This is a genomic window from Xenophilus azovorans DSM 13620 (assembly GCF_000745855.1).
GTDB lineage: Bacteria > Pseudomonadota > Gammaproteobacteria > Burkholderiales > Burkholderiaceae_C > Xenophilus > Xenophilus azovorans.
On sequence record NZ_JQKD01000004.1, the window covers coordinates 225,132 to 251,361 of the forward strand.

Here is a 26,230-nt window from a genome sequence, read left to right on the forward strand (position 1 = left end):
GTTTGGTTTGTGGTAAGCGTGCACCACATCGACCGACCACCTGTGCGAGCGACACCAGCCGCAGCGGGGGCTCTCTTAGAGGCATCAGGGTCGCGTCTCATCAGTGGGTCAGGCGCGCATGGGCACCCTCGGGTGGGTTTTCCGCATTGACGCCTCATCGAACGCTTGTTAGAAACGTGTTCTAGTTTGTCTTATACCCGAAACCCTGAGCGGCGCCTCCGCGCGCGACCCGCCCGAATCACCGAAGCCGCCCCAAACCGCAGCCGACCGTACCGCATGCAACCGAATCACTGCAACGCCGAACCTTGGGCGCCCCGATGAACGCCACTGCCGTGCCCGTCCTGGAGTGCAGCGGCCTCGAGCGTCGTTTCGGCGGCCTGGTGGCTGTCACCGGCGTGGACCTGCGCATCGATCGCGGCGAGATCTTCGGCCTCGTCGGCCCAAATGGCAGCGGCAAGACCACGCTGGTGAACGCGATCACCGGCTTCTACCCGCCGCAGAAGGGGCGCATCGTTCTCGAAGGCGCCGACATCACCGCGATGAAGCCGCATCTGGTGGCCAAGCGCAAGGTCGCGCGCACCTTCCAGAACCTGGCGCTGTTCAACGGCATGTCGGTGCTGGACAACATCCTGCTCGGCCGGCACGTGCACCTGAAGCCCAGCGTGGCCAAGACGGCGCTGTACTGGTGGCTGGGGCAGCCGCAGGAAATCGCCCACCGCCGCGTGTGCGAGGAGATCATCGAGTTCCTCCAACTGCAGGGCGTGCGCGACGAGCCTGTGGAATCGCTGTCGATCGGACTGAAGAAGCGCGTCGAGCTGGCGCGCGCGCTGGTCGCCGAACCCACCTTCCTGATCCTCGACGAACCGATGGCCGGCATGAACCAGGAGGAAAAGGAGTACATGGCGCGATTCGTTCTCGACGCGCGCGACGAGCGCGGCATCACGGTGCTGCTGATCGAACACCACATGGACATCGTCACCGGCATCTGCGACCGCATCATGGCGCTCAACTACGGCGAGGTCATCGGCACCGGGCTGCCGCGCGAGGTGGTGGCCAACCCGCGCGTGGTCGAAGCCTATCTCGGAAAGGGCCATCAGCATGCAGCGTGAAGACCGCGCGCTGGCGGCATCCCCGGCCTCTCGGGCGCCCACCGGCGCTGACGCGGCCGGCCAGTGGGATCTCGACCCGAACACCACGCTGGCGCGCCTGCTGGCGCTCAACGCGCGCACCCACGGGTCGCGGGTGGCGCTGCGCGAGAAGGCGCTGGGCATCTGGCAGGAGTTCACCTGGGCCCAGGTGCTCGACGAGGTGCTGGCTGTGGCGGCAGGGCTCGAGCACTTGGGCTTCACGGCCGGCGATTCGCTGCTGGTCCTGGGCGACAACCGGGCACGCCTGTACATGGGCATGCTCGCCGCCGGCGCGCTCGGCGGCTACGCGATGCCGGTGTACCCGGATGCCACGCCCGCCGAGGTGCTGCACTTCGCCAGCGAAGCGCAGGCGCATTTCGCGCTGGCCGAGGACCAGGAGCAGGTCGACAAGGTGCTTGAGCTGCGCGAGAAGGCGCCGGGCCTCTCGCACGTGGTTTACGACGACCCGCGCGGACTGAACAACTACCGGGTCGAGGGCCTGATCGGCTGGGAGAAGCTGCGCGACGCCGGGGCCGCGCGGCTGCGCGAGCACCCGGCCCTGCGCGACGAGATCATCCAGCGCTCGCGGCCCGACGGCCCCGCGGTGTTCGTGCACTCATCGGGCACGACCGGTAAGCCCAAGGGGGTGGTGCTGCAGCAGCGCAACGTCCTGGCCGGGGTGAGTAACGCCTTCAAGGGCCAGGTCTTCGGCTTCGAGGAGAAGATCCTCGCCTACCTGCCGATGGCCTGGATCGGCGACTTCGCGGTGACCATGGCCGCGGGCGTCGCGCTTCGATTCACCATCAACATCCCCGAGCGATCGGAGACGGTGCTGCGCAACCTGCGCGAGATCGCCCCCACGCTGTACCTGGCCGCACCGCGCAGCTGGGACAACATGCTGACGACCATCCGCGTGCGCATGGAAGATTCCACGCCGCTGAAGAAGCGGGTCTTCGATCGCTTCGTCGCGCTGGGCATCGCGGCCGAGCGCCTGAAGCTCGAAGGCAAGGCACCTTCAACCGCGCAGCGCCTGCTGCTGCGCCTGGGCGAGTGGATGGTGTTCGGCCCGGTGAAGGACCAGCTCGGCCTGAGCCGCATGCGTGTGGCACTGACCGGCGGCGAGGCCATGGGCGAGGACACCTTTCTCTTCTACCGTGCGCTGGGCATCAACCTGCGCCAGCTCTACGGCCAGACCGAGAGCAGCGCCTTCAACTCCGTGCAGGCGGCCGACGAGGTGCGTCTGCACACCGTGGGCCGTCCGTTGCCCGGCGTGGACTGCGGCATCGCCGACGACGGCGAAATCCTGCTGCGATCGGGCAGTATCTTCAGCGGCTATTTCCAGAACGAGGAAGCGACGAGCAAGACGCTGGTCGACGGCTGGCTGCACACCGGCGACGCCGGCTACGTCGAAAAGGACGGGCATCTGGTGGTGCTGGGCCGCGTGTCCGAGGTCGTGCACACGGCCAAGGGCGAGCGCTACATCCCCGGCTACATCGAGAACCGCATCAAGTTCAGCCCCTACGTTCGCGACGTGGCCGTGCTGGGCACGGACCGCGACCACCTGTGTGCGATGGTCTGCATCGACAGCGAAGCCGTCGGGCACTGGGCCGAGGTGCGCGGCATTCCCTACATCTCGTATGCCGACCTGTCGCAGAAGCCCGAGGTAAGCGAACTCGTGGCCGGCGTGATCCGGCACGTCAACCAGGCCCAGCCGGAGGGCTTGCGCATCCGGCGCTTCGTCAACCTGCACAAGGAGTTCGATGCCGACGATGGCGAGATCACCCGCACGCGAAAGCTGCGGCGCAGCGTGATCGACGAGCACTACGCGGCCGTCATCCAGGCGCTCTATTCCGACGCACGATCCGTGCGGATGAAGGCGCAGATCACCTACGACACCGGGGACACCGGCGTCATCGAGCGTGAACTCGCGTTGAAGGATCTCTGAACATGGATTGGCCCTTTTTCCTCGAACTGGCGATCAACGGCGCGCTGTCCGGGCTGATGTATTCGCTGGTGGCGCTGGGCATCGTGCTGATCTACAAGTCCTCGTCGGTGCCCAACCTGGCGCAGGGTGCGCTCGCGATGCTCGGCGCCTACGTGGTGCTGGCGCTGTTCGAGACGCTCAAGATGCCCATCTGGGCGGCGTTGCCCTTGGGCATGCTGGTCATGTTCGGCATCGGCATGGGCATCGAGCGCGTGGCGCTGCGCCGCCTGGCGGGCCGCCCGTTGATCATGATTCTCATGATGACGCTGGCGCTGGACATCTTCGTGCGCGCCGCGGCGCTCGTCGCCTGGGGCGGCACGAACCGTCCGCTGCCGCTGCCGATTTCGTCGGATCCGCTGTTCATCGGGCCGGTGCTCATCAACCGCAGCTACGTCGCCGGCGGCGCGGTGGCAATCGGCCTGTTCGGCTTCTTCCTGCTGTTCTTCCGGACGCGCATGGGCATCGTGCTGCGCGCGATCTCCGACGACTACACCGCCTCCTGGTCGGTGGGCATCTCGGTGGAGCGCGGCGTGGCGCTGTCGTGGGCGATGTCGGCCGTGGTGGCCACGCTGGCCGGCGCGCTGTGGGGCTCGATCCAGGGCGTGGACCAGTCGCTGTCGCTGCTGCTGCTGATGGGCATCACCGTCGCGGTGTTGGGTGGCCTGGACAGCATCGGCGGCACCATCGTCGCGGGCCTGCTGCTGGGCATGTTCCAGGGCGTCGCCTCGGGCTACCTCGACCGCCTCGTCGGCGGCGGCAGCCGCGAGCTGGTGGTGGCCGCCACGCTCGTGCTGACCATCCTGATCCGCCCCCATGGCCTGTTCGGCCGCGAAGACATCCAGAGGATCTGATCACCATGTTCTTTCGTCAGGCCGGCATCCACCACAGCACCTACCGCGGCGACCGGCAGCTGTTTCCCATTCCCTTCGACCGCTGGCAGATCGCCGTGCTGCTGGTGCTGGCGGTCGCTGCGCCGGTGCTGCTGAGCCCGCTGTACATGAAGAGCTACATGCTGCCGTGGCTCATCTGGACGGCCGCTGCGCTGGGCCTGAACCTGATCCTTGGCTGGGCCGGGCAGTTCCACTTCGGCTACGCCGCCATCATGGGCATCGGCGCCTACACCGCGGTGCATGCCACGCTGAAGGGAATCCCGTTCGAGATCGCGCTGCTGCTGGCCGGTGTCGTGTCCACACTCATCGGCAGCGCGTTCGCGATCACCGCACTGCGGGTGCGCGGCCTGTACCTCGCGCTGAGCACGCTGGCGCTGCAGTTCGTGATGGACTGGGTGATCAACAAGGTGCCCGCGGTCAGCGGCGGCACCCAGGCCACCATCCAGGCACCGCCGCTGCGCCTGCTGGGGATCGAGGTGAGCTCGGATGCCGGGCTCTACTACGTGGCGCTCGTCTGGTGCGTGCTGGTCACCATCTTCATGCTCAACCTGCGCCGCTCCGGCCTCGGCCGCGCCCTGGTGGCCGTGCGCGAGAAGGACTTTGCCGCGGCGGTGATCGGCGTCAACAGCTTCTACTACAAGCTGGTGGCCTTCGCGATGTCGTCGTTCATCGGCGGCGTCACGGGCGCGATCCTGATCTTCACCTTTTACCGCGCGGTCACGCCGGAGCAGTTCGCCGTGAACGTGTCGATCCAGGTGCTGGCGATGGTGATCGTGGGCGGCCTGGGCAGCGTGATCGGCTGCTACTTCGGCGTGGCCTTCATCCTGCTGCTGCCCGGCATCGTGGCCAATCTCATCTTTGCCGCCGCCCAGGCCGCCGACCTGAAGATCGGCATCGAGCTGCTGGCGCACATCCCTGCGTTCCTCTATGGCGTGCTGATCATCGGGTTTCTCCTGTTTGAACCGCTGGGCCTGGCCAAGATCTACAGCAACCTGCGCAACTACTTCATCTTCTGGCCTTTCGGTTACGCCCGCCGCTAAGCGAGTTCCATCCCACCGCAACCTCAACCCTGACGAGGAGTGTCTCCATGATCCGACGACTCAAACTGCTGATCGGCGCCGCCGCGTTCGCGGTGGGGGCCCAAGCTTCGTTCGCCGCCGAACCGATCCGCTTCGCGCTGTGCTACGACCTGACGAAGGCCTACACCTTCGTCACCCCCCAGTTCGCCCAAGCTGCCAAAGACTACGCGGCGCTGACCAATCTGCGGGGAGGCATCGAAGGCAACCCGGTCGAGATCATCGTGCAGGACCACGGCAACGAGCCGCAGCGCGGCATCGAGTGCTACGAGCGGGTGAAAGGCCAGGTACTGACGGTTGACCTGTTGTCCACACCGGTGTCGCGTGCCGTCCTTCCGCGCGCCATGAAGGACGGGGAAGTCATGATCCAGGCCATGGTCGGCCGAGGTGACGCCGTTGACGGCGAAGTCTTCAAGTGGGTCTTCCCCTTGGGCCCGACCTACTGGGGCCAGGCGGCCAACATCGTCGGTCACTTCAAGAAGCAGTCCGGCGGCAATCTGAAGGGCAAGAAGATCGCCTTCCTGTACATCGACTACCCGTTCGGCCAGGAGCCCATTCCCGTCATGCAGGAACTGCAGAAGCGGGAAGGGTTCGAGCTCCAACTGTTCCCCTACCCGCTTCCCGGCAACGACCAGACTTCGGCGTGGTCGCAGTTGCGGCGGTTCCAGCCCGACCTGATCGTGCACTGGGCCTTCTCGGCCATGCACGTGGTGGCGGCCAAGGAAGCCAAGCGCAACGGCATCCCGCTGGACCGGGTGGTCAGCGTGAACTGGCTGAACGACGTGGACATCGCCAATATCGGCGCCGAGGCGGCCAAGGGAATCCGGCGCGCCACGCCGGTGGTCAGTGGCACCGATCACCCCACCATCAAGGCCATCCTCCAGGAGCTCTACGACAAGGGCAAAGGCAATGGCGATCGGAAACTCGTGTCTGACATCTACTACGGGCTGGGATTGGCGACCTATGCCACGATCTTCGAAGGTGCCCGTCTGGCCCTGAAGAGCGAACGGGCCCCGCTGACGGCGGAGAAGATGCGCAAGGGGCTCGAGAGCATTCGCAACTTCGACGCCGGCGGGCTGCAACCCGCCCTGACCGTGACCGGCAAGGATCATGGCGGTGGCGGCAAGACGCGCATTGAGATGTGGGACGGCACCAAATGGGTCCCGCAGAGCGATTGGTCCGCCGAATACACCGACCTGGTCTGGAGCACCGTCAAGCAGCACTCGGGCGACTTCGCCAAGTCAGCTGGCAAGTAAACACAAACCCTGCAGCGGCGGCCCGGCTTCCGGGCGCCGCTCCTTCAACGAGGAGACCGCCCATGCGCGCCGGCTTGATTCAAACATTCGCAGCTGCCCTGTTCGCAGCCGCCTCGGCGGCCGCAGAAGCACAGGCCGCCGATCCGGTGCGCTTCGGACTGTGCTACGACCTCACCAAGATCTACGTCGCCGCGGTGCCGCAGGTGGCGCAGGCGGCCAAGGATTACGCCGATCTGCTCAACCTTCGCGGCGGGCTCGAGGGGCGGCCGATCCAGGTGATCGTGCAGGACCACGGCAACGAACCCCAGCGCGGCATCGACTGCTACGAGCGCCTCAAGCGCGAGGGCGTGATGGTCTTCGACTTCTTCTCCACGCCGGTGTCGCGCGCCGCGCTGCCGCGCATCATGCAGGACGGCAATATCCTCGTGCAGCCGCTGGTGGGGCGCGGCGACGCGGTGGACGGCGAGGTGTTCAAGAACGTCTTCGTACTGGCGCCCACGTACTGGGGTCAGGCCGCCAACATCATCAGTTACTTCAAGAAGCAGGCAGGCGGCAATCTGAAAGGCAAGAAGGTCGCGTTCCTCTACCTGGATACACCGTTCGGCAGAGAGCCGATGCCGGTCTTCGAAGCGCTCAAGCGCCTGGAGGGCTACGACTTCCAGACCTTCCCGTTCCCGGTGCCTGGCAACGACCAAAGCGCCGCCTTCGCGCAGATCCGTCGCTTCCAGCCCGACTGGGTGGTGCTGTGGTCCTTCTCGCCGCTGAACCCGATCTCGTTCCGCGAGATGCAGCGCAACGGCATCCCGATCGACCGCATGGTGACCGGCAACTGGATCAACGAGGTCGACATCAACAACTTCGGCGCCGCTGCCGCCAAGGGATTGAAGCGTTCTGCCGTGGTGAGCGGCGGCGCCGAACACCCTCTGGTGCAGGACATCCTGCGAGAGCTGTACGACAAGGGCAAGGGCAATGGCGACCGCAAGCTGGTGGCCGATTCCTACTACAACACCGGCCTGGCCGTGTATTCCTCGGTGTTCGAAGGTGTGCGTCTGGCGATCAAGACGCAGGGCATGCCGCTGACGGCGGAAAAGATCCGCCAAGGCATGTACGGTCTGAAGAACTTCGACGCCAAGGGCTTCATGGCGCCGATCACGGTGACTCCACAAGACCACGGCGGCGGCGGCAAGACCCGCATCGACATGTGGGACGGCACGAAGTGGGTGCCGCAGACGCCCTGGTTCGCGGACTACACCGGCTTGGTGAACACGCTCATCAAGGCCAATTCGGCCGACTTCGCCAAAGCGAACAAGTGATCGCAACCTCTACGCGCCCGAGCCTCCGATGACCCACGCGCTGACGCTCAACAACATCGAGGTCATCTACGACCACGTCTTCCTCGCCATCAAGGGTGTCTCGATCGAGGTGCCGCAGGGCGGGATGGTGGCGCTGCTGGGGGCCAACGGCGCCGGCAAGAGCACGACCTTGAAGTCCATCAGCGGGCTGCTCAAGTCCGAGCGCGGCGAGATCACGCGCGGCAGCGTGCAGTTCATGGGCCAGGACATCGGTAAGCTCGCCCCTCAAGACCGCGTCAAGCTCGGCATCGCGCAGGTGCTTGAGGGCCGCCGGGTCTTCGAGCACCTGACGCCCGACGAGAACCTGATCGCCGCCTCGGCGGTGCGCGGCGGGCGCGCCGAGATGCAGCGCAACCGCGACCGCGTGTACAGCTATTTCCCCCGCCTGCAGCAGCGCCGCACCGCCAAGTCCGGCTATCTCTCCGGCGGCGAGCAGCAGATGCTGGCCATCGGCCGCGCGCTGATGACGCAGCCCAAGCTGCTGATGCTCGACGAGCCCAGCCTCGGCCTGGCGCCGCTGATCGTGGCCGAGATCTTCGACATCCTGCGCCGCATCAACCGCGAGGAAGGCATGTCGATCCTGCTCGTCGAGCAGAACGCGATCGCCGCGCTCGATGTGGTCTCACACGGCTACCTGATCGAGAACGGCCGCGTCGTCATGCACGACGAGGCCGAGGTGCTGCGCAACAACCCCGACATCCGCGAGGCCTACCTCGGCGGGGCCGAGGGCCGCGACTTCAAGGACATCAAGCACTACCGGCGGCGCAAGCGCTGGCTGGCTTGAATGTAACGGGGTCCGAGCCTTGCCGGCCAACGAAGGTCACACCGGCACGAACACCGGCAGCGGCGACCCACCCTCGCTCGGTTGGAACCGCACCGCCACGCGCTGGCCGATGCGAATCGCGTCGGCATCGGCATCGACGATGTTGGTCATCATCGACGGGCCCTCGTCGAGCGTCACGTAGGCGACGACATAGGGCACCTCGGCACGGCGCATGACGCTGAAGCTGTAGATCGTGCCCTGCCCGCCGGCCTGTCGCCACTCGGTGTTCAGGCTGCCGCAGAACGGGCAGCCGTCGCGCGGATAGTGGTGGTGCTCGCCGCAGTCGCGGCAGCGCTTGACGAGCAGCCGGCCCTCGGCGGCAGCATCCCAGAACGGCTTGGCGTCGGGGTAGACGGTGGGCGCCGGCATCTGGCGCCGGCCGATGTTCAGACTCATGCGCGCTCCAGGATCAGGGTGGCACTGCCGTGCCGGGTGCCGAGCGAACCGCCTGTGCCGTGCGCGAGCGCAAGCCGGCAGTTCGGCACCTGCACCTTGGGGTGGGCCTCGCCGCGCAGCTGGCGAACGGCCTCGATCACCTTGGTCATGCCGCCGCGGTTACCCGGGTGGTTGTTGCACAGGCCGCCGCCGTCGGTGTTGAAGGGCAGCTTGCCGCTGCCCGAGATTAGGTTGCCGTCGCTGACGAAGCGGCCGCCCTGCCCCTTGGCGCAGAAGCCCAGGTCCTCCAGCGTGAGCAGCACGGTGATCGTGAAGCTGTCGTAGATCGACGCGTACTGGATGTCCGAGGGCTTCACGCCGGCCTCGGCGAACGCGGCCTTGCCGGTCCACGCCGCGCCGGTGGTCAGCAGGTCGACCTTGCCGCCGCTCTGCGCGCGCTGGTACTCGCCGGTGCCGATGATGTCGACGACCGGACGCTCCAGGCTGCGCGCGATCTCGGGCCGCACCACCACCAGCGCGCCGCCGCCGTCGCTGATGACGCAGCAGTCCAGCCGGTGCAGCGGGTCGGCGATCATCGGCGAGCCGACCACGTCCTTCACCGTGACCACGTCGCGCACCATCGCGTGCGGGTTGTGCTGCGCGTGGTGCGAGGCGGCGACGCGGATCCACGCGAGCTGCTCGCTCGTCGTGCCGTGCTCGTGCATGTGGCGCATCGCCGCCATCGCGTACATGTTGACCGTGGTCGGCGCATAGGGCAGCTCAAAGGGCACGTCGGGCGCGGGGCCGTAGTTGCGCGGCGCGGTGCCGGTGGCCATGCCCTCGGCCTTGGGCCGGCCGGCCAGCGTGATCAGCGCGACGTTGCAGCGCCCGGCGGCGATGGCGGCGGCGGCGTGCGCCACGTGCACCAGGTACGACGAACCGCCGGTCTCGGTGGTGTCCACGTGGCGCACTTTCATGCCGAGGTAGTCAACCATCGACAGCGCGCCCAGGCCGGGCGCATCGCCGGCGCAGAAGTAGCCGTCGACGTCCTTCAGCGTCAGCCCAGCGTCGGCCAGCGCGCCGCGCGCGACCTCGCCGTGCAGTTGCGCGACCGACTTGTCGTCCGCGCGCCGGATTGGGTGTTCGTAGGCGCCTGCGATGCAGGCGGAGTTCTTCAGACTCATCGTGTTCTTTCCGCTGGCTTGATAGTGGCGGTGCCCTTGATCACGTCCTGGCTCTTGGCGTTGCGCACCCACACGTCGTACAGGGGCGGCTCGCTGCCGGCGCGCAGTTCGCCGCCGCCGGTCACGTCGTCGTCGATGCGCACCGGCTGCACGAACTTGATCTCCAGGTGGATCCTGTTCAGCATCTGCACGCCGAGCGTGTTCTTCAAGGCCTGCCAGATCAGCGCCACCGACATCGTGCCGTGGGCGATGATGCCGCCCATCGGGCTCTTGGCGGCGAATTCCTTGTCGACGTGGATCGGGTTGTAGTCGTTCGTCACCGCCGCATACTTCATGATGGTGTCGAAGTCGACGTGCTTGGTCGATGGTGTCAGTTGCGCCTGCACGGGCACTCCTCCTCTGCTGCGTCTAATGCGCCACCAGCGTCGTCATGACGCCGGTGAACAGCAGTTCGTTCGATCCCACGGCACGCGTCTCGCTGCGCACGCGCACCCACTTGCGTTCCTTCTTGATCTCCTTGTCGAGGCACCACACGTCGGTGCGGATGTTCTCGCCGATGCGCGGCATGCGCCAGACGTCGAAGGTCTGGCCGCCGTGCACGCCGCCGGGCGGGCGCGGCGAGTTGAGCGTCAGCACCGCGTCGATGACGATCATCGCCAGCATGCCGGCCGGCATCACACCGGGGTCGTCGTCGTTCGGGTAGACGGAACGCCATTTGGCGACGGTCGATTCGTCGACGGCAAAGTCGCGCGCGCCGTAGTGCTTGCCCGGCTCGTAGTGGGCGTAGTTGAAGATCGGTTTTTCGCTCATGCGGGCTCCACCTGGGGAATCTTCTGTTCGCTGCCCGGGCGCGACTCGAAGCACACGCGCACCGGCATGCCGATGCGCACCTGCGCCGGGTCGCAGCGCAGCACGTTGCACATGAAGCGCAAGCCCTCGTCGAGGTCCACCAGCGCGAGCACGTAGGGCGTGTCGCCGGCGAAGGCGGCCAGCGGCGCGCGGTGGATCACCGAGAAGCTGGCGATGCGCCCGCCCCCGCCCGCCTTGTGCCAGGCCAGGTCGGTGGCGTGGCAGTGCACGCAGGCGTTGCGCGCGTAGAACTGCGCCTTGCCGCAGGCGCCGCAGCGCTGGTAGCGGAATTCGCCGAGGCTGGCGCCTTCCCAGTAGGTGCGGCTGATGCCGTCGGGCACCGGCACCGGCTTGGCTTGCACGTCGGCCATGGTCAGACCCTCCCCAGCAGGATCGAGCAATGGCCCGAGAAGATGCCGCCCAGCGTGTGCGCAAGCGCCACCTCGGCGTCCTTCACCTGGCGCGGCCCGCATTCGCCGCGCAGCTGGCGCACCGCCTCGACCACATGGAACATGCCGCCCGCCGCGCCGGACGAGCCGTACGACAGCAGGCCGCCGTTGGTGTTGACCGGGAACCTGCCGCCGATCGCGAACTCGCCGGCCAGCGCCGCCGGCCCCGCCGCGCCGCGCTCGTAGAAGCCCATCGACTCGAGCGTGATGAGCAGCGTGCTGGTGAAGCAGTCGTAGATGTGCGCGCAGTCCACGTCGGCATGCTTCAGTCCGGCGTGGCCGAGCGCGTCGGCCACCGATTCGCGGCAGCCGAAGTCCACCAGCGACGGCGCGGCGAAGATGTGCTCGTGCGTGTGGCCCTCGCCGGTGGCGAGCAGCTCGACGGAACGCTTGGGCCTGTCGCGCCCGGTCTCGGAAGCACTGACGATCACCGCCGCGCCGCCGTCGGAGACGGGACAGCAGTCGAGCATACGCAGCGGCGACGCAATCACCTTGGACCTGCGCACGTCGTCCATCGTGATCGGCTTCTTCATGTGCGACTGCGGGTGCAGCGCCGCGTTGGCGCGCTGGTTCACCGCCACCGCGGCGAGGTGGTCGCCGTTCAGCCAGCCTTCGTGAAAGTAGACTTGCGCGGCCATCGCGAAAGCCGCCGGCACGCTCATGCCGTAGGGCTGCTCGTACTGCGCGTGTCCCACGTCGGCGAGCGCGGCCTGCACCTTCTCGCCCATGCCGGTGAGGCGGTTGTCGCCGGTCACGCACAGCACGTGGCGGCACATGCCCGAGCGCACCAGCGACTCGGCGTGCCGCACCAGCAGCCCGCCGGTCATGCCTCCCATGCAGATCGAGGCGTTGACCTTGGGCCCGAAGCCGAGATACTCGGCGAGCACGCCGCCGAGCATCAGCTGCGGCGAGGCGAAAGAATACGCGGTGAGCAGGCCGTCGATGTCCGACAGCTTCAACCCCGCATCGGCGAGCGCGCCGAGGGTGGCCTCGGTGTGCAGCGACATGCAGGTGCTTTCCGGCAGCGAGCCGACCTGAGTGTCGTACACGCCGCTGACGATGGCTTTGCTGGCCATGGTTCTCCTTGGTGGGGTCCGTTCAGGGCAGGCTGACGACGAGGTCGCGCTGCAGGCGGCGCAACTGCTCGACGGCGCCGTCGACCAGATCGGCCATGATGTCCTTCGCGGGCCGGCGGCCCTTGACGAGCCCGCCCGCCTGCCCCGCGATGTTGTAGAAGAGGTCGTGCCGCCCGGCGGCGAGCGCCGCGGCGAGGAAGTCCTCCATCAGGATGCGCTGGTGCGGCGTTTCCAGCGTCGGCAGGCCCGACTCGGCCCAAGCCTGCGAAATCTCGCCGTGGAAAGCGCGCACCGTCTTGCCCGTCCAGATCTTGCTGATTCGAAAGGCCTCCGAATCGGAGGCGACGATCTGGTCCTTGCAGGCGTCGAACAACTCGCCCTCGTCGGCAACGAGGAAGGCGGTGCCGATCCAGACCGCCTGCGCGCCGAGCGCGAGCGCGGCCACGATGCCGCGGCCGTCGGCGATGCCACCCGCGGCGAGCACCGGCGTCGGACTGACGGCGTCGACCACCTGCGGGATCAGCGGCAGCGTGGCCACGGTACCCGTGTGGCCGCCCGCCTCGGTGCCCTGCGCCACGATGGCGTCGACGCCGCTCTTCTGCTGCCGCACCGCGTTGCGCACCGAACCGGACAGGCCGATTAGCTTCATGCCCTGAGCGCGCGCACGCTCGAGCAGGAAGTCGGGGTCGCCCAGGCCGGCGGCAAACACCGGCACGCGCTCGTCGAAGATGACCTCGAGCACCGACTTCGCGTACTCGATGTTGACCACCGTCTCGTCGGCCGGCTTCACGTCGGGCAGGCCGTAGCGGCGAATCAGCTCCTGCATGAACGCGGCGTGCTTGGGGAAGCGCGCGCGGATCTCGTCGCGCACCCCGGTGCGCGTCGGCGGCGCGTCGGCAATACGCGCCGGCAGCAGCAGGTCCACGCCGAAGGGCTTGTCGGTCAGCGCGCGCACGGCGCGGATGCGCCGGCGCGTCTCCTCCGGCGACAGGCCCGAGCAGCCGAGCACGCCGAGCCCGCCGGCCTGCGACACCGCGGCCACCAGCGCCGGCGGCGTGGCCCGGCCGCCCACGCCCATGCCGGCCAGGAAGATAGGCACCTCGATGCCCCAGCCATCGCAGAACGCGTTGTGCAGCACCGTGCGGCTCATGACCTCTTCACTTGAACGTCGGCTTGCGCTTGGCGCGGAACGCGGCCACGCCTTCCTTCACGTCGTCGGTCTGGAACAGGAAGGGGAAGGCGTCGATGGCGTAGCGCATGTCGTCGCCGCCTTTGCCCCTGTTGTAGAACGACTTGGCCATCTGCAGCGCCATCTGCGGCTTGGCCGCGAGCTTCTCGGCGAAGGCCATCGCCTCGTCCATCAGCTTGTCGGGCGCCACCGTGCGCAGCGCGAGGCCGAGCGCCACGGCCTCGGCGGCCGGGATCGGCTCGCCGAGCATGCTTAACTCCTTCGCCTTCGGCCGGCCGACGATCTGGTGCAGGCGCAGCAGCGCGAAACCCGGCAGCAGGCCGAGCTGGATCTCGGGCACGCCGAACTTCGCGCGTTCGGAGGCGAGGATGAAGTCGCAGGCGATCGCGAGTTCGAATCCGCCGCCGAACGCGATGCCGTTGACCGCCGCGATCAGCGGCTTGCGGCAGCGCTCCGGCGCCTCGAGCACCGGCAGCACGCTGGCGATGAAGTCGCGCGCCTGCTCCGGGGTCTCGGGGAAGGAGCTGATGTCGGCGCCGGCGCAGAAGGCCTTGTCGCCGCGCCCGGTGACGATGCCGACACGGATCTCGGGGTCGGCCTCGACCATCGCGAGGCCTTCGGTGACACCCTGGCGGATGCCGACGGAGATGGCGTTCAGCTTGGTGGGCTCGTCGAGGGTCAGGACCGCGACGCGGCCCTTCTTCTCGAATTCGACGCTGCCGATGCGCATACGGTGCTCCTGCGTGGACGGCGAAGGGCGCCTTCCGCCGTGGGGAAAAGGACATGCCGTGCAGACCGCGCCGGCACTGAGCATGTCAGACTACCAAACGTTTGGTTGGCGGTCAATGCGGGTTGCCCGTCCGAAGCCCGCAACCGGCGCCCGGCCCGACGGCCCGGCCGCGTTACCGGGCGCCCAGCCGCCGCTGACCGGCAACACCTAGCCGACGAACAGTCCGCGGCCGGGCTGCACAGCTAGGCAGCGAACTCGGCCGCCTCGCGCGCGCCGACCGGCCGAGAGGCACCTCGCGCTTCAGGCGCTCCTGGAAGCGCGGATTGGCCTTCACCTCGGGCGGGAAGTAGGTCGGCGTGTCGACGAAGTTGAACGCCAGCGCATTGACCTGCACGCCGTGGCGCGTGACCTCCGCGCCGACCGCCTGCGCCCAGGCCAAGTGCGCGCCGCGCGCGGCCCTGTACGACGACGCGCGGTTCTGGCCGCGCAGCGCCGCGGTATGCCGAGGTTGAGAGCAGCGCGTCGACCGTGCCGGCGTCGCGCACGATGCGCTCGGCCGCGGCGGGGTCGTCGAGCCGCTCGTCGCTGGCGACGACGTGGGCGCCGTGCGCCGCAAGCGCTTCGCACCGCGCCGGGCCGACGAAGACCGTCGACTGCGTGACCAGCACGCGCTGGCCTTTCAGGACCTCGGATGCCACGGCGCTCGTCGCCTCGCTCCGTCGGACGCGCCGGGCGCGACCCGCGTCAGGTGCAGGTGTAGCTCGCCGCCGCGTTGACGTCGCCGCGGCCGTTGTAACGCGGGTACTTCGGATGGACGCAGAGCGGGCGCGAGAACAGGGTGGTGCCGTTCGTCGGGTCGAGCTTGAGCGCGGTGAGAGTGGCGGGAGCGGCGCCGCCGCCGGCCCAGGTGTCGAGCGCCGACAGCAGGTCCGCCGTGTCGGCACCGGGGCCGGCCAGGCAATGCGCAACCCCCGGCGCCTTGTAGTAGCGAACGAAGCCGTCGGCCGCGGCCTGGCCGCCGGCGGCGGTGACCACGCGGTTGTAGTAGTCGGTCGTGCCGTTCACGCTGATCGCAGGGTCGGTGGTGCCGTGCCAGAGGATCAGCTTGCCGCCGCGCGCCTTGAAGCCGGTGAGCAAGGCGTCGTTGGCGTCGGCGAGCGCCGCGAAAGCGGCAGCTGCTCCGACGTTGGCCGACAGGTCGTACGTCAGCGGGTCCTGCGCCGGGTCCTTGGCGAAGAAGTACTTCACGCCCCCATCCATGAACAGGTACTGCGCGCTCGGGATCCCGCCGCCGCCGAGGAACCACGGGCCCCAGGTCGCGGGGTCGTCCTCGTTGCCGGTCAGCGGATATCGCTTGGCTGCGATCGACGTGCCCGCCAGCGAAAAGTCGCTCGTCCAGGAGTGGACGACGGCGACCTGCGCATCGGTCAGGCAGGCATCGCTGTCGGCGCCGGTACAGCGCAGCGCAGCCGGATCGAAGCTGCAGGCGGTCAGGTTGCCGACCACGCCGTCGGCCCGGCCGTCGAGCGCGTCGCAGGCCGTGCGCACGGCGCCGGCCAGAGTCGCGACCTTGCCCGCCGTGAACATGCCGCCCGGCGCCGCGAGCGCCTGCGCGCCACGCTGGAAGCTCGTCAGCAGGCCGGTGAGGTTGTAGGCCGGCGCGCGCGCGATCACCCCGTCGAACACGTCCGGGTTGCGCTGCGCCACCATCAGGGCCTCGCGGCCGCCGTTCGAGCAGCCTTCGTAATAGGCCTTCGTCACGGCGCTGCCGTAGCGCATGCGCACGAACTCGCGCGCCGCCGCGGCCACCTTGGGCACCGACAGGTTGGCGTAGTTCGCCACCGCCTCGGCGTCGTCGAGCGCCCAGGTCGCGTCGATGTCGGACAAGGGCGCGGTGCTGCGGTGGCCGGAGTCGCTCGCGACGTTGGCATAGCCCATCTTCAGCGCGTTCACGTTGGGCACCGGCATGAAGCCGTCGAAGCCGCCGGCCGAACCGTTGACCGAGTCGGCGCCGCCGTAGACGAGCTTGCCGTTCCAGCCGGTGGTGGGCATGCGCAGCTCGAATTTGAGCTTCGTCGGCAGCGTGGCCGCCACGCTGCAGTACTCGGGCACCGATGCAGCGGCCGGCACGATGGTGGCCGCCGTCACCGTCGCGCCCGCGATCGTCTTGCCGACGAAGTCGCCGCAGGCCATCGTCGTGACGGCCGGCGCATCGTCGTCATCGCTGCCGCCGCATGCAGCGAGCACGCTGCCAAGCAAAAGGACCGGAAGGATGCGCGGGGAGTGCATGGCTCTCTGTCTCGTCCGAAGGAGCGCGAAGCCTAACGAGCGTTCGCCAGTCGAGTCATCAGGGTTCACCTGCATGTCCGCAAGCCGCCGTAGCTAGCCCACGGGATCGCGACGAGGTAGCCGGCATCGACCGGCAGGTTGATGCCGGTGATCGCCGAGGCCTGCTGCGAAGCGAGGAACGCGACTGCCTGGGCGATTTCCCGGGCCTGCACCAGCCGCCCGAGTGCGCTGTTGGCGGTCATGTCCTGCGAAGCGAGGGTGCGCGTGGCCACGCCCTTCTCGAGCGCCGGCGTCCGCGTGAAGCCGGGCGAGACCGCGTTCATGCGCACTTTCTTCGGGCCCCATTCGGCAGCCAGGCATTCGGTCAGGTTGATCACGCCCGCCTTGGCCGGCCCGTACGAATGCAGCGGCCCGGAGCCCATGCCAGCCACCGAAGCGATGTTGACGATCGCGCCGCCGCCCGCGCGCGCCATCGCCGCGCCAAAGCGCGCGCAGCACAGATAGGTGCCGCGCAGGTCGACGCGGGCGACGAAGTCCCACTCGCGCAGAGTCAGCTCCTCCGGCGGCAGCGTGCGCTGCAGGACGCCCGCGCTGTTGACGAGCACCCGCGGCACGCCGCACTGGGCCTCGACGGCTGCCACGGCCGCATCGACCGAAGCCTCGTCACCCACGTCGAGCGCTACCGCAGTGCCACCGTTGGCGGCAGCCACGGCCTGCGCGGCAGCGAGGTTGCGGTCGGCCACCACCACGCGCGCACCGGCCGCGGCAAGCACTTGCACGCAGGCCTCGCCGATGCCGCTGGCGCCGCCGGTCACCACCGCCACCTGGTCCGAAAAGTCGATCTTCATCTCAGTCTCCGCTCGCTTCGCTGGCCAATTCGGCGCGCAGCACCCGCTTCAGCACCTTGCCGGAGGGCAGGCGCGGCAGCGTCTCGCGCAGCACGAGCTGACGCGGCAGCTTGAAGCCGCCCAGCTTGCCTCGACAGAAGGCCTGCAGTTCCTCGAGCGCGAGCGTGGTGCCCGGCCGCAGCACCACCACCGCCGCCACGCGCTCGCCCCACTGCGCGTCGGGCAGGCCGACCGCCGCGGCTTCCAGCACCTGCGGCAGCTGGTAGAGCACGCGCTCGACCTCGCTCGACGCGATGTTCTCGCCGCCGCTGATGATCATGTCCTTCTTGCGATCGGTGAGGAACAGGAAGCCCTCGGCGTCGACGTAGCCGACGTCGCCGGTGCGGAGCCAGCCGCCCGCGTGGAAGCTCGCGGCGGTCTTGTCCGGATCGCGCCAGTAGCCCGCCGTGACCTTGGGCCCGCGCAGGCAGATCTCGCCAGCCTCGCCTGCCGGCAATGCCCGGCCGTCGTCGTCGCACACGCGCAGCTCGACGTGCGGCAGCACGCGCCCGGTCGAGCCGATCTTCTCGATCTCGCGGCCGGCTTCCATCAGCGTGTCGCCCGAGCAGCTTTCGGTCAGGCCGTAGCCGTCGATGTAGCGCCCATTGGGGAACAGCGAGCGGAACTCGCGGATGCGCTCCTCAGGGGTGCGCTCGCCGCCGCCGATCTGCCAGCGCAGGCTCGAGAGGTCGAAGCGCGCGCGATCGGGCAGCGCGAGCAGCCGGTTCAGCATCACCGGCGCCATCCACGCCGCGGTGAGCTTCTCGCGCTCGATCAGCGCCAGCGTCGGCTCGGGGTCGAACTCGCGCAGCACCGCGAGCAGGCCGCCCATCTGCAGCACCGCCAGGCCGGGCAGGTCGAACGCGCCGACGTGGTAGAGCGGGCCGACGACGAGCAGCCGCTCGTTGCCGTGCAGGCCGAGCACCGCGATGTGGTCGAGGCACTTCCAGTGGTAGTTGGCGTAGCTGTGGATCACGCCCTTCGGACGGTCGGTCGTGCCCGAGGTATACATGAGCCGGAACAGGTCGTGGGGCTGGCGCACGCAGGGCTCGGCCAAAGGCTCGGCCGCGGGGCCGATGCGGCGGCTGTCCGACTGCGCCGCCTCGTCGACGACGGCGACGTTGGCGAAGCCGCCGGCCAGCGCGCGCAGTTCTTCGTCCACGAGCAGCAGCTTCACGCCCGCGTGGCCGACGATGTAGGCGACCTCGTCGGCGCCCAACCGGTAGTTGATCGGCAGCAGCACCGCGCCGAGGTGGCTGACCGCGAGCGAGAGCTCGATGAACGCGGCGCTGTTCTTCATCAGCAGCGCGACGATGTCGCCCTCGCCGATGCCGCGCGCGCGCAGGCTCGCCGCGGTGGCGGCGATGCGCGCCGCGAGATCGCCGTAGCTCAGTCCCTGATCGCGGTACAGCAGCGCCGGCCGCGCCGGCTCGGCGCGCGCCCAGCGCAGGATGGCGGCACTCAGGTTGACCATCGCGTTCTTCGCTGCGCGCCTCAGTAAGACCGCGGCATGCCGAGGTCGTGGTTGGCCACGTAGTTGAGGATCATCTCCTCGGACACCGGCGCGAAGCGGAACAGCCGTGCGTCGCGCCACAGCCGCTCGACGTGGAACTCGCTGGCGTAGCCCATGCCGCCCATCGTCTGCATCGCGCGCTCGGTGGCGCGCGCCACCGCCTGCGCGGCCAGCAGCTTGGCGGCGTTGGCCTCGCTGCCGTAGGGCAGGCCCATGTCGCAGTTGGTCGCGGCCTTCAGGTTCAGCAGTTTCGCCGCCTCGACCTCGACGTGGCATTGCGCGAGCGGGAACTGCAGGCCCTGGTAGCTGGAGACCGGCTTGTCGCCGAACACCTTGCGCTCGTTGGCGTACTGCACGGCGAGCCGGATCGCCAGCGTGCCGGTGCCTGCGAGCGCCGCGGTGGTGACGATGCGCTCGGTGTTGAGCACGTCGAGCAGTTCGTGCCAGCCGCGGTGCAGCGTTCCCACGAGTTCGTCGGCGCGCACGCGCACGTCGTCGAAGAAGACGCTGCTCGACGCGAGCGTGCGCGTGCCGACCTTGTCGATGGCGGTGTGCGTCAGCCCCTGGCGCTCGACGTCGACCATGAACATCGACAGGCCGTCGCTGCGCGACTTGCATTCCGCGAGCTTCTTCGTGCGCGCCACGACCAGCATCTTGGCCGCGTCGGGCACGCCGGTGATCCAGATCTTGCGGCCGTTGAGGCGCCAGCCGTCGCCGTCGGCCTCGGCGTAGCTGCGCAGCTCGAGCGTGTTGGTGCCGGCGTCGGGCTCGGTCAGCGCCATGCAGCAGTTGATCTCGCCCGACACGATCTTCGGCAGCAGCTCGGCCTTCATCGCCGGCGTGCCGAACTTCGACAACGCGACGCCACCGAAGATCGGATTGATCATGAACAGCTGGCCCACGGTGGCGCCCCCGCCGCAGGCCGCGAGCGTCTCGACCACCAGCGCGAGCTCGAGCATCCCGAGCCCGGCGCCGCCCACCGCGGTGGGCAAGGCCGCGCCGCACAGGCCCGCCTCGCAGACGGCGAGCCAGAACTCCTTGGGGAACTGCTTGGCGGCATCCTGCTTGCGCCAGTACTCGGTGCCGAAGCGGTCGCCGACCTTGCGGGCGGCCTCAATCATCAGGTTCTGTTCGTCGGTGAGTCGGAAATCCATCGCTCTCGCTCCTCAGCATTCATTCGTTCAATCGAACAACAGCCGCGTCGGATGCGCCAGCGCATCAACGATCGCGGCCAGCAATGCGGCACCGCCGACGCCGTCCAGCACCCGATGGTCCACGGAGAGCGTGAGCGCGACCTCGCGCCGCAGCACCGGCGCGCCCTGCGCGTCGGGGCGGAACAGCTCGCGCACCGCGCCCACGCCGAGGATCATGGACTGGCCCGGCACGATGATCGAGGCCATCGCCGCCAGCCCGTGCATGCCGGCGTTGGACACCGTGATCGCGCCGCCGGCCATCTCGTCGGCCGCCAGCCGCCCAGCGCGTGCGCGCTCCACCAGCGCGTTGGCCTGCCGCGCGAGCGCACCCAGGCCCACGCGGCCGACGTTGCGCACCATCGGCACGACGAGACCGCGCTCGGTGTTCACCGCGATGCCGACGTCGGGCGCATCGAGCAGCAACGCGCCCTGCTCGCACCACACGCGGTTCAGGTCCGGATGTGCGACGAGCGCGCGGCCGACCGCGGCGACGATGAAGTGGTTGAGCGTGAGGCGCGGCTCGGCTTGCGGATCCTTCAGCCGCGCATACAGCTCGAGCAGCGCCGAGACCTCGGCCTCGCGCACGAGGTAGAAGTGCGGCACCTGCTGCTTGGCGGCCACCATGCGCGAGGCGATGGTGTGCTGCGGCGCGGTGAACGGCAGCACGCGGCCGCCGGGGGCGGGCGCCGCGACCACAGGCGCCGCCGCGGGCAACCCGGCGGCAGCCGCCGCCTCGACATCGCGGCCGCGCACGCGCCCGCGCGGGCCGGAGCCGGCGACGCGCGACAGATCGATGCCCTGTCGCTTGGCCAGCTGGCGCGCCCACGGCGTGACGGGTCGGCGCTCGGCGACGGACGCAGTGACCGCGGCAGCGGCACCCGCAGGCGTGCCGGCCCGCGCCGGGCCGGGCGGCGGTGTGGCCGGTGCTTCCGCCGCCTGCGCCGTCCGCTGCGGCTCGGCCGCCGCAGCGCCGCCGTCGAGCCCATCGTCCCAGTGCCCGACCACGTCGCCGACGGCCACCGTCTGCCCCACGGCGACCAGTGGCGCGCCCATCACGCCGTCGTGCTCGGCGGCGATCTCGCTCGCGGCCTTGTCGTTCTCGACCAGGAAGACGCATTCGCCCGCCTTGAAGCGCGCGCCGGGCGGCACCGTCCACTCGGCCAGCACGCCCTCGGTCATCGTCAGGCCCAGCTTGGGCATCAGCCAGGAGTGGCGCACGCGCTCAGGCCCCGGTGAAGTTCGCCTTGCGCTTCTCGAGGAACGCGCGGCAGCCCTCGTGCGCGTCGCGGCTGTCGAGCACTAGGCCGATCATCGCCTGCTCGTGCGCCAGCGCCTGCGGCAGCGGCATCTCGAGGCCGTCGCGCAGCGTGCGCTTGAGCAGCTTGAGCACCAGCGGCGACTTCTCGGCGATGCGCTGTGCCAGCGCCAGCGTCTCGGCGAGCAGCTTCTCGCGCGGCACGGCGCGGTTGACGAGGCCGAGCGTCACCGCCTCGGCGGCGGTGATCTGGTCGCCGGTGAACATCAGCTCCTTCGCGCGGCACAGCGGGATCTGCCGGATCAGCCGCTGCGTGCCGCCGGCGCCGGGGAACAGGCCGAGCGTGATCTCGGGCAGGCCGAGCCTGGCCTCCTCGGCGACGAGGCGGATGTCGAGCCCGAGCAGCAGTTCGGTGCCGCCGCCCAGCGCCCAGCCGTTGATCGCGCCGAGCGTCGGCTTGTCGCAGCGCTCGAAGCGGGCGATCAGGCGGTGGATGACTTCCGCGAACTGCTGGTAGTGAACGAGGCCCTGGCGGCTGTCGAGGTCGGCGATGTCGCCGCCGGCGATGAAGGCGCGCTCGCCGGCGCCGGTGACGACGATCGCGCGCACCGCGTCGTCGGCCTCGAAGGCGGCGAGCTCGGTGTCGAGCTCGTGCATCGTCGCCACGTCGAGCGCGTTCAGCGTCTTCGGGCGGTTGATCGTCAGCAGGCCCACCGGGCCGTGCTTCTCGCTCAGGATATTGGACATGGAAGGGATCACTCCAGGGTGCGCCGCAGTGCGGCGACGATGCCGGCGGCGCCGACGTTGTAGCCCTGCTCGAGGGACTTGGCGAAAGGCACCGGCATGAAGGGCGCGCCGACGCGCACCACCGGCGCGTCGAGATCGTCGAAGCCCTCGTCGGCCATCGTCGCGGCGATCTCGGCGCCGACGCCGAAGGCCTGCACCGCCTCGTGAACGACCACCGCGCGATGGGTGCGCGCCAGCGAGCCGAGCACGGTGGCGCGGTCCCACGGCTGCAGGCTGCGCAGGTCGATCACCTCGACCTCCACGCCTTCGGCGGCGAGCTGGCGCGCGGCCTCCAGCGACGCGGCCACGGTGGCGCCGTAGGTCACCACGGTGGCGTCGCGCCCGGGGCGCACGATGCGCACGATGCGCGCGGTGCCGAGCGTGGCGACGGCCGCGCGGTCCACCGGGCCCTTGCTGCCGTACAGCCCCTTGTGCTCGACGAAGACTACCGGGTCGGGGTCGCGGATCGCGGTACGCAGCAGCGCATAAGCATCTCCCGGATTCGAAGGGCAGACCACCTTCAGCCCCGGCACGTGGGCGAGCCAAGCCTCGAGGCACTGCGAGTGCTGCGGCCCGGCATTCAGGCCGCCGCCGTGCGGCGTGCGCAGCACCATCGGCACGCTGCACTGGCCGCCGAACATGAAGCGCGCCTTCGCCGCCTGGTTGACGAGCGCGTCCATCGCCAGCGTCACGAAGTCCATGAACATGATCTCGACCACCGGCCGCAGGCCCGACAGCGCGGCGCCCACCGCGGCCGAGACGATCGAGGCCTCGGAGATCGGCGTGTCGATCACGCGCTGGGGGCCGTAGGCTTCGAGCAAGCCGCGCGTGGCCTTGAACGAGCCGCCAGGCGCGCCGATGTCCTCGCCCATCACGACCACGCTCGGGTCGTCGGCCATCGCATCGTGCAGCGCCTGCGCGACCGCGGCCATGGTCTTCATCTCGCCAGCCGGCGCCACCGGAGTCTCAGCCACCGCGTTCATCGTGCCTCCACGGCGGTGTAGACGCCGGCCAGCGCCGGCGCGAAGGTCGGCGCCGCGTCGGCCCGGGCCGCGGCGATGGCGACCTCGATGCGGGCGGCGATCTCGCGCCCGGCGTCTTCGAGCGCCGCCTCGTCCACGCCGGCTGCAAGCAGCGTGGCGCGCGCGCGTTCGAGCGGGTCGCCCTTGGCGCCGGGGTCCGGCTCGGCAGGGCTGCGGTACTTCTGCGGATCGCCCTCGAAGTGGCCGCGCACGCGGTGCGTCATGCACTCGAGCACGCGCGGCCCGGCACCGCCACGGATCGCGGCCACCGCGCGCGCGGCAGCGTCGGCCGCCGCGAGCGCGTCGTTGCCGTCGACCTTCTCGTGCGCGATGCCGAACGCCGCCGCCAGCCCCTCGAGCCGCGCGGCGAACTGGCGCGCGGTGGGCGAGAACTCGCTCCAGCCGTTGTTCTCGCACACGAGCAACAGCGGCGCCTTCCACAGCGCGGCCATGTTGAGCGTCTCGTGTAGCACGCCTTCGGCCATAGCGCCGTCTCCGAAGAAGCTCACCGCGAGGCCGCCGGTGCCGCGCACCGACTGCGCGATGGCGCTGCCGAGCGCGATCGGGATGCCCGCGCCGACGATGCCGTTGGCGCCGAGGATGCCCAGGCTGGTGTCGGCCACGTGCATCGAGCCGCCGCGGCCGCCGCAGATGCCGCCGGCACGGCCCATCACCTCCTTGAAGAAGGCGTCGAGCCCGAGCCCGCGGGCGAGCACGTGGCCGTGGCCGCGGTGCGTGGTGGCCAGCGTGTCGGCCGGGCCGAGCGCGGAGGCCACGCCCGCGGCGATGGCTTCCTGGCCGATGCTCAGGTGGATGAAGCCCGGCACCTCGCCGTCGGCGAACAGCCGCGTGAGCGCGGACTCGGCCTGGCGCACGAGCTGCATCGTGCGGTACAGCGCCAGCAGGCGGGCGGTGTCAGCCACGGCCGGGCACGCGCTTGGGCGGCCACTCGAACGCGCGCGGCTGCTTGTTCAGGAAGCGCGCGACGGCGTTCTGGTGGTACTCGGTCTTCATCACCATCGCCTGGGCCGCGGCTTCCAGCTCGGCCAGGGTGTCCTGGTCGAGGTTGAACGAGCGGTTCAGGATGTTCTTCGAGATGCCGATGGCCTGCGTGGCGGCGCCGTGGAAGCGCGCGGCCATCGCGAGCGCCTCGTAGAGCAACTGCTCCTCGGGCACGATCTCGTAGACGAGCCGAGCGAGCGCGCCTCCTCGGCATCGACCTCGCGCGCCGAGAACACGAGTTCCTTCGCGCGCTGCAGCCCGACGATGCGCGGAAGGAGGAAGAAAGCGCCCAGGTCCGGCACGAGCCCGACGCGCGTGAACACCGCGCAGAAGCGCGCGCTCGGCGCCGCGAGAACGAAGTCGCTCGCCAGCGCGAGGATGAAGCCGGCGCCGAACGCCGGCCCGTGCACGGCGGCGATGACCGGCTTCTCGAGGTTGGCCAGCTCGCGGAACCAGACGTGCAGCCGGCGGATGCGGTCGCGGTCGGCGAACACCGGGCGCGTCTCGGACGACAGCGACTTCAGGTCGCCGCCGGCACAGAAGGCCTTGCCCGACCCGGCGATGACGACGGCGCGCACGTCGGCGCTGTCGCGCGCCTCGTACACCGCCTCGGCGATGCCCTGGCGCATCTCCAGGTCGAAGGCGTTGCGCAGTTCGGGCTTGTTGAGACGGATCACCAGCGTGGCGCCGTGGCGCTCGCGCAGGACGGAGGGTTCGTTCGAGGTCATGGTTCCAGTCCGGTGTGCGGTCACGGGTTCGGCGCGCCGCCCGAGAGCGCACGCGAGACGACGAGCGCGCGGTCGCGCAGGCCTTCTCCGAGGGCCTTGACCGCCGCGCGCGGAAGCTGCGCGCTGAAACCCGTTCCGCTGAGCGTCATGACGGGCCGGCCCGACGCATCGAGCACCGCAGCTGACACGCTCGTGACGCCCTTGACGTAGCACCCGGCATCGACGGCATAGCCCTTGCGCGCGGCGTCGTCGACGCTGCGCAGGTAGGCGTCGAACCCGGGCGAGGCATCCCAGCGCAGGGTGTCGAAGCGCCGGCGCAGTTCGGCGTCCGACAGGCGGGAATGCGCGGCGATGGCGCGGCCCAGGGCCGAGATGAACGTCGGCAGGCGTTGGCCGATGTTCATGTGCACGCGCATGGTCGCGTCGTTGTCGGCCCGCGCCACCAGCACCACGCGATCGTCGCTGGCGCGCTGCCACAGCGTCGCGGTGACCTTGTGGCTGGCGGCCACGGCTTCCAGGTGCGGCTGCACCAGGCGAACGTAGGACGCCGCCTCGAGCGCGCCTTTGGCCAGCTCCACCACGCCGAGGCCGACGCAGTAGGTCTTGGTCGCCTCGTCGAACACGACCAGCCGCTCGTGCACCAGGGTCTTGAGCAGGTTGTAGCAGGTGCTCGCATTCAGCTCGAGGTGACGCGCGATGCGGCTGACGCCCACCGGCGCGCCCGCAACAGCCAAATAACGCACGATGGCCAGCCCGCTGGCCAGTGCACCCACCAGCTTCTCCGGCCGCTCTGCATGCTCATCCAAGTCGCTCATCGCCGACCACCAGGTGATATTGACATCCGAACAACGGGAAGGCTACGGTGCTTTCTCCCCAGAGATGCTTATTCTACACAGAGAATTCTCATGCACAACGCTTCACCCACGCTCCGGCGTCGCCACCTGCTCGCCCTTCCCCTGCTCACCGCCTTCCGAGCACGGGCGCAGGCAGCCTATCGGTCGCGGCCGGTCACGCTGGTCATCGCGAGCGTCTCGGGCGGCATCCTCGACACCGTCGGCCGCATCGTCGGGCGCGCCGTCGAGGGCCTCGGGCAGCCGGTGGCCAGAACGTGCCCGGCGCCGGCAGCACGCTGGGAACCGACATCGCGGCCAAGGCGCAGCCCGACGGCCATACGCTGTGCGTCGTGGCCACCAGC

Annotated in this window: 25 protein-coding genes and 2 pseudogenes; 8 read left to right on the top strand and 19 right to left on the bottom strand. The window is 69.4% G+C overall.

Translation table 11 applies throughout. The annotated features are described in order from the left end of the window. The first annotated feature begins 317 nt into the window (after positions 1–317). The 7 genes from Q392_RS02445 (at position 318) to Q392_RS02475 (ending at position 8,469) form a co-directional block, all read left to right on the top strand. A complete protein-coding gene (locus tag Q392_RS02445; protein WP_038200794.1) occupies positions 318–1,109 on the top strand; it encodes an ABC transporter ATP-binding protein in 792 nt (263 codons plus the stop codon). Next, on the top strand, positions 1,099–3,072 hold the full coding sequence (locus Q392_RS02450) for an AMP-dependent synthetase/ligase (RefSeq protein WP_082321589.1): 1,974 nt from the start codon (positions 1,099–1,101) through the stop codon (positions 3,070–3,072). The genes Q392_RS02445 and Q392_RS02450 overlap by 11 nt, the downstream gene beginning before the upstream one ends. A gap of 2 nt (positions 3,073–3,074) precedes the next feature. Beyond that, on the top strand, positions 3,075–3,962 hold the full coding sequence (locus tag Q392_RS02455; protein ID WP_038200795.1) for a branched-chain amino acid ABC transporter permease: 888 nt from the start codon (positions 3,075–3,077) through the stop codon (positions 3,960–3,962). A gap of 5 nt (positions 3,963–3,967) precedes the next feature. Beyond that, on the top strand, positions 3,968–5,041 hold the full coding sequence (locus tag Q392_RS02460) for a branched-chain amino acid ABC transporter permease (protein ID WP_038200796.1): 1,074 nt from the start codon (positions 3,968–3,970) through the stop codon (positions 5,039–5,041). Between the two features lie 47 nt (positions 5,042–5,088). Further along, positions 5,089–6,333 carry an ABC transporter substrate-binding protein gene (locus tag Q392_RS02465; protein ID WP_038200797.1) on the top strand — a complete coding sequence of 415 codons (1,245 nt, stop codon included), beginning with the start codon at positions 5,089–5,091 and terminating at the stop codon, positions 6,331–6,333. A 74-nt stretch (positions 6,334–6,407) separates the two neighbouring features. Continuing rightward, a complete protein-coding gene (locus Q392_RS02470; protein ID WP_245610624.1) occupies positions 6,408–7,646 on the top strand; it encodes an ABC transporter substrate-binding protein in 1,239 nt (412 codons plus the stop codon). A gap of 28 nt (positions 7,647–7,674) precedes the next feature. After that, the gene (locus Q392_RS02475) at positions 7,675–8,469 is read left to right on the top strand and encodes an ABC transporter ATP-binding protein (protein WP_038200799.1); all 795 of its coding nucleotides are present in this window, start codon (positions 7,675–7,677) and stop codon (positions 8,467–8,469) included. A gap of 36 nt (positions 8,470–8,505) precedes the next feature. Here Q392_RS02475 and Q392_RS02480 read toward each other — a convergent pair whose 3' ends face one another. The 19 genes and pseudogenes from Q392_RS02480 to Q392_RS02565 all read right to left on the bottom strand — a co-directional run bounded on the left by Q392_RS02480 (position 8,506) and on the right by Q392_RS02565 (position 25,850). After that, positions 8,506–8,904: a Zn-ribbon domain-containing OB-fold protein gene (locus Q392_RS02480; protein ID WP_038200800.1), complete on the bottom strand. Its 399-nt coding sequence runs from the start codon at positions 8,902–8,904 to the stop codon at positions 8,506–8,508. Then, complete coding sequence (locus Q392_RS02485; RefSeq protein ID WP_038200802.1) at positions 8,901–10,067, bottom strand: thiolase domain-containing protein; 1,167 nt, start codon at positions 10,065–10,067, stop codon at positions 8,901–8,903. The genes Q392_RS02480 and Q392_RS02485 overlap by 4 nt, the downstream gene beginning before the upstream one ends. Next, positions 10,064–10,453, bottom strand: coding sequence for a MaoC family dehydratase (locus Q392_RS02490; protein ID WP_239656054.1), 390 nt, complete (start codon positions 10,451–10,453; stop codon positions 10,064–10,066). Before Q392_RS02490 ends, Q392_RS02485 begins: the two co-directional genes overlap by 4 nt. A 22-nt stretch (positions 10,454–10,475) precedes the next feature. Then, positions 10,476–10,877: a MaoC family dehydratase gene (locus Q392_RS02495; RefSeq protein WP_038200803.1), complete on the bottom strand. Its 402-nt coding sequence runs from the start codon at positions 10,875–10,877 to the stop codon at positions 10,476–10,478. Then, positions 10,874–11,287 (bottom strand): Zn-ribbon domain-containing OB-fold protein, encoded by a 414-nt coding sequence (locus Q392_RS02500; protein WP_038200804.1) that lies wholly within the window; start codon positions 11,285–11,287, stop codon positions 10,874–10,876. The genes Q392_RS02495 and Q392_RS02500 overlap by 4 nt, the downstream gene beginning before the upstream one ends. A 2-nt stretch (positions 11,288–11,289) precedes the next feature. Continuing rightward, the gene (locus Q392_RS02505; RefSeq protein WP_038200805.1) at positions 11,290–12,441 is read right to left on the bottom strand and encodes a thiolase family protein; all 1,152 of its coding nucleotides are present in this window, start codon (positions 12,439–12,441) and stop codon (positions 11,290–11,292) included. A gap of 22 nt (positions 12,442–12,463) precedes the next feature. After that, positions 12,464–13,591, bottom strand: a complete 1,128-nt coding sequence (locus tag Q392_RS02510) for an NAD(P)H-dependent flavin oxidoreductase (protein WP_038200806.1) — start codon at positions 13,589–13,591, stop codon at positions 12,464–12,466. A gap of 7 nt (positions 13,592–13,598) precedes the next feature. Then, positions 13,599–14,360: an enoyl-CoA hydratase/isomerase family protein gene (locus Q392_RS02515; protein ID WP_038200807.1), complete on the bottom strand. Its 762-nt coding sequence runs from the start codon at positions 14,358–14,360 to the stop codon at positions 13,599–13,601. A gap of 242 nt (positions 14,361–14,602) precedes the next feature. Continuing rightward, positions 14,603–15,058: a Rossmann-fold NAD(P)-binding domain-containing protein gene (locus Q392_RS34125; RefSeq protein ID WP_342665577.1), complete on the bottom strand. Its 456-nt coding sequence runs from the start codon at positions 15,056–15,058 to the stop codon at positions 14,603–14,605. Between the two features lie 46 nt (positions 15,059–15,104). Beyond that, complete coding sequence (locus Q392_RS02520; RefSeq protein ID WP_051952760.1) at positions 15,105–16,649, bottom strand: tannase/feruloyl esterase family alpha/beta hydrolase; 1,545 nt, start codon at positions 16,647–16,649, stop codon at positions 15,105–15,107. A 65-nt stretch (positions 16,650–16,714) separates the two neighbouring features. Next, positions 16,715–17,497, bottom strand: a complete 783-nt coding sequence (locus tag Q392_RS02525) for an SDR family NAD(P)-dependent oxidoreductase (protein WP_038200808.1) — start codon at positions 17,495–17,497, stop codon at positions 16,715–16,717. Position 17,498: 1 nt separating this feature from the next. Continuing rightward, positions 17,499–19,010, bottom strand: coding sequence for an AMP-binding protein (locus tag Q392_RS02530; protein WP_038200809.1), 1,512 nt, complete (start codon positions 19,008–19,010; stop codon positions 17,499–17,501). A 20-nt stretch (positions 19,011–19,030) separates the two neighbouring features. Further along, complete coding sequence (locus tag Q392_RS02535) at positions 19,031–20,203, bottom strand: acyl-CoA dehydrogenase family protein (protein ID WP_038200810.1); 1,173 nt, start codon at positions 20,201–20,203, stop codon at positions 19,031–19,033. 27 nt (positions 20,204–20,230) lie between these two features. Next, positions 20,231–21,460: a dihydrolipoamide acetyltransferase family protein gene (locus Q392_RS02540; protein WP_051952763.1), complete on the bottom strand. Its 1,230-nt coding sequence runs from the start codon at positions 21,458–21,460 to the stop codon at positions 20,231–20,233. A gap of 4 nt (positions 21,461–21,464) precedes the next feature. Next, positions 21,465–22,244: an enoyl-CoA hydratase/isomerase family protein gene (locus Q392_RS02545; protein ID WP_038200811.1), complete on the bottom strand. Its 780-nt coding sequence runs from the start codon at positions 22,242–22,244 to the stop codon at positions 21,465–21,467. A gap of 8 nt (positions 22,245–22,252) precedes the next feature. Next, the gene (locus Q392_RS02550; protein ID WP_051952765.1) at positions 22,253–23,266 is read right to left on the bottom strand and encodes an alpha-ketoacid dehydrogenase subunit beta; all 1,014 of its coding nucleotides are present in this window, start codon (positions 23,264–23,266) and stop codon (positions 22,253–22,255) included. Continuing rightward, a complete protein-coding gene (locus Q392_RS02555; protein WP_051952805.1) occupies positions 23,263–24,189 on the bottom strand; it encodes a thiamine pyrophosphate-dependent dehydrogenase E1 component subunit alpha in 927 nt (308 codons plus the stop codon). The genes Q392_RS02550 and Q392_RS02555 overlap by 4 nt, the downstream gene beginning before the upstream one ends. Before the next feature lie 31 nt (positions 24,190–24,220). After that, positions 24,221–25,035 (bottom strand): annotated as a pseudogene (locus tag Q392_RS02560) (enoyl-CoA hydratase/isomerase family protein). A 20-nt stretch (positions 25,036–25,055) separates the two neighbouring features. Further along, the gene (locus Q392_RS02565) at positions 25,056–25,850 is read right to left on the bottom strand and encodes an IclR family transcriptional regulator (RefSeq protein ID WP_038200812.1); all 795 of its coding nucleotides are present in this window, start codon (positions 25,848–25,850) and stop codon (positions 25,056–25,058) included. Between the two features lie 293 nt (positions 25,851–26,143). Between Q392_RS02565 and Q392_RS34140 the strand changes: the two are divergent. After that, positions 26,144–26,230 (top strand): annotated as a pseudogene (locus Q392_RS34140) (hypothetical protein); the annotation flags it as partial.

What these genes read in the sequence shown, in the direction of transcription:
- Q392_RS02445 (WP_038200794.1), top strand. Translation starts at nt 318, where the DNA reads ATGAACGCCACTGCCGTGCCCGTCCTGGAGTGCAGCGGCCTCGAGCGT.
- Q392_RS02450 (WP_082321589.1), top strand. Translation starts at nt 1,099, where the DNA reads ATGCAGCGTGAAGACCGCGCGCTGGCGGCATCCCCGGCCTCTCGGGCG.
- Q392_RS02455 (WP_038200795.1), top strand. Translation starts at nt 3,075, where the DNA reads ATGGATTGGCCCTTTTTCCTCGAACTGGCGATCAACGGCGCGCTGTCC.
- Q392_RS02460 (WP_038200796.1), top strand. Translation starts at nt 3,968, where the DNA reads ATGTTCTTTCGTCAGGCCGGCATCCACCACAGCACCTACCGCGGCGAC.
- Q392_RS02465 (WP_038200797.1), top strand. Translation starts at nt 5,089, where the DNA reads ATGATCCGACGACTCAAACTGCTGATCGGCGCCGCCGCGTTCGCGGTG.
- Q392_RS02475 (WP_038200799.1), top strand. Translation starts at nt 7,675, where the DNA reads ATGACCCACGCGCTGACGCTCAACAACATCGAGGTCATCTACGACCAC.
- Q392_RS02480 (WP_038200800.1), bottom strand. Translation starts at nt 8,904, where the DNA reads ATGAGTCTGAACATCGGCCGGCGCCAGATGCCGGCGCCCACCGTCTAC.
- Q392_RS02485 (WP_038200802.1), bottom strand. Translation starts at nt 10,067, where the DNA reads ATGAGTCTGAAGAACTCCGCCTGCATCGCAGGCGCCTACGAACACCCA.
- Q392_RS02495 (WP_038200803.1), bottom strand. Translation starts at nt 10,877, where the DNA reads ATGAGCGAAAAACCGATCTTCAACTACGCCCACTACGAGCCGGGCAAG.
- Q392_RS02500 (WP_038200804.1), bottom strand. Translation starts at nt 11,287, where the DNA reads ATGGCCGACGTGCAAGCCAAGCCGGTGCCGGTGCCCGACGGCATCAGC.
- Q392_RS02505 (WP_038200805.1), bottom strand. Translation starts at nt 12,441, where the DNA reads ATGGCCAGCAAAGCCATCGTCAGCGGCGTGTACGACACTCAGGTCGGC.
- Q392_RS02510 (WP_038200806.1), bottom strand. Translation starts at nt 13,591, where the DNA reads ATGAGCCGCACGGTGCTGCACAACGCGTTCTGCGATGGCTGGGGCATC.
- Q392_RS02515 (WP_038200807.1), bottom strand. Translation starts at nt 14,360, where the DNA reads ATGCGCATCGGCAGCGTCGAATTCGAGAAGAAGGGCCGCGTCGCGGTC.
- Q392_RS02520 (WP_051952760.1), bottom strand. Translation starts at nt 16,649, where the DNA reads ATGCACTCCCCGCGCATCCTTCCGGTCCTTTTGCTTGGCAGCGTGCTC.
- Q392_RS02525 (WP_038200808.1), bottom strand. Translation starts at nt 17,497, where the DNA reads ATGAAGATCGACTTTTCGGACCAGGTGGCGGTGGTGACCGGCGGCGCC.
- Q392_RS02530 (WP_038200809.1), bottom strand. Translation starts at nt 19,010, where the DNA reads ATGGTCAACCTGAGTGCCGCCATCCTGCGCTGGGCGCGCGCCGAGCCG.
- Q392_RS02535 (WP_038200810.1), bottom strand. Translation starts at nt 20,203, where the DNA reads ATGGATTTCCGACTCACCGACGAACAGAACCTGATGATTGAGGCCGCC.
- Q392_RS02545 (WP_038200811.1), bottom strand. Translation starts at nt 22,244, where the DNA reads ATGTCCAATATCCTGAGCGAGAAGCACGGCCCGGTGGGCCTGCTGACG.
- Q392_RS02550 (WP_051952765.1), bottom strand. Translation starts at nt 23,266, where the DNA reads ATGAACGCGGTGGCTGAGACTCCGGTGGCGCCGGCTGGCGAGATGAAG.
- Q392_RS02555 (WP_051952805.1), bottom strand. Translation starts at nt 24,189, where the DNA reads ATGCAGCTCGTGCGCCAGGCCGAGTCCGCGCTCACGCGGCTGTTCGCC.
- Q392_RS02565 (WP_038200812.1), bottom strand. Translation starts at nt 25,850, where the DNA reads ATGAGCGACTTGGATGAGCATGCAGAGCGGCCGGAGAAGCTGGTGGGT.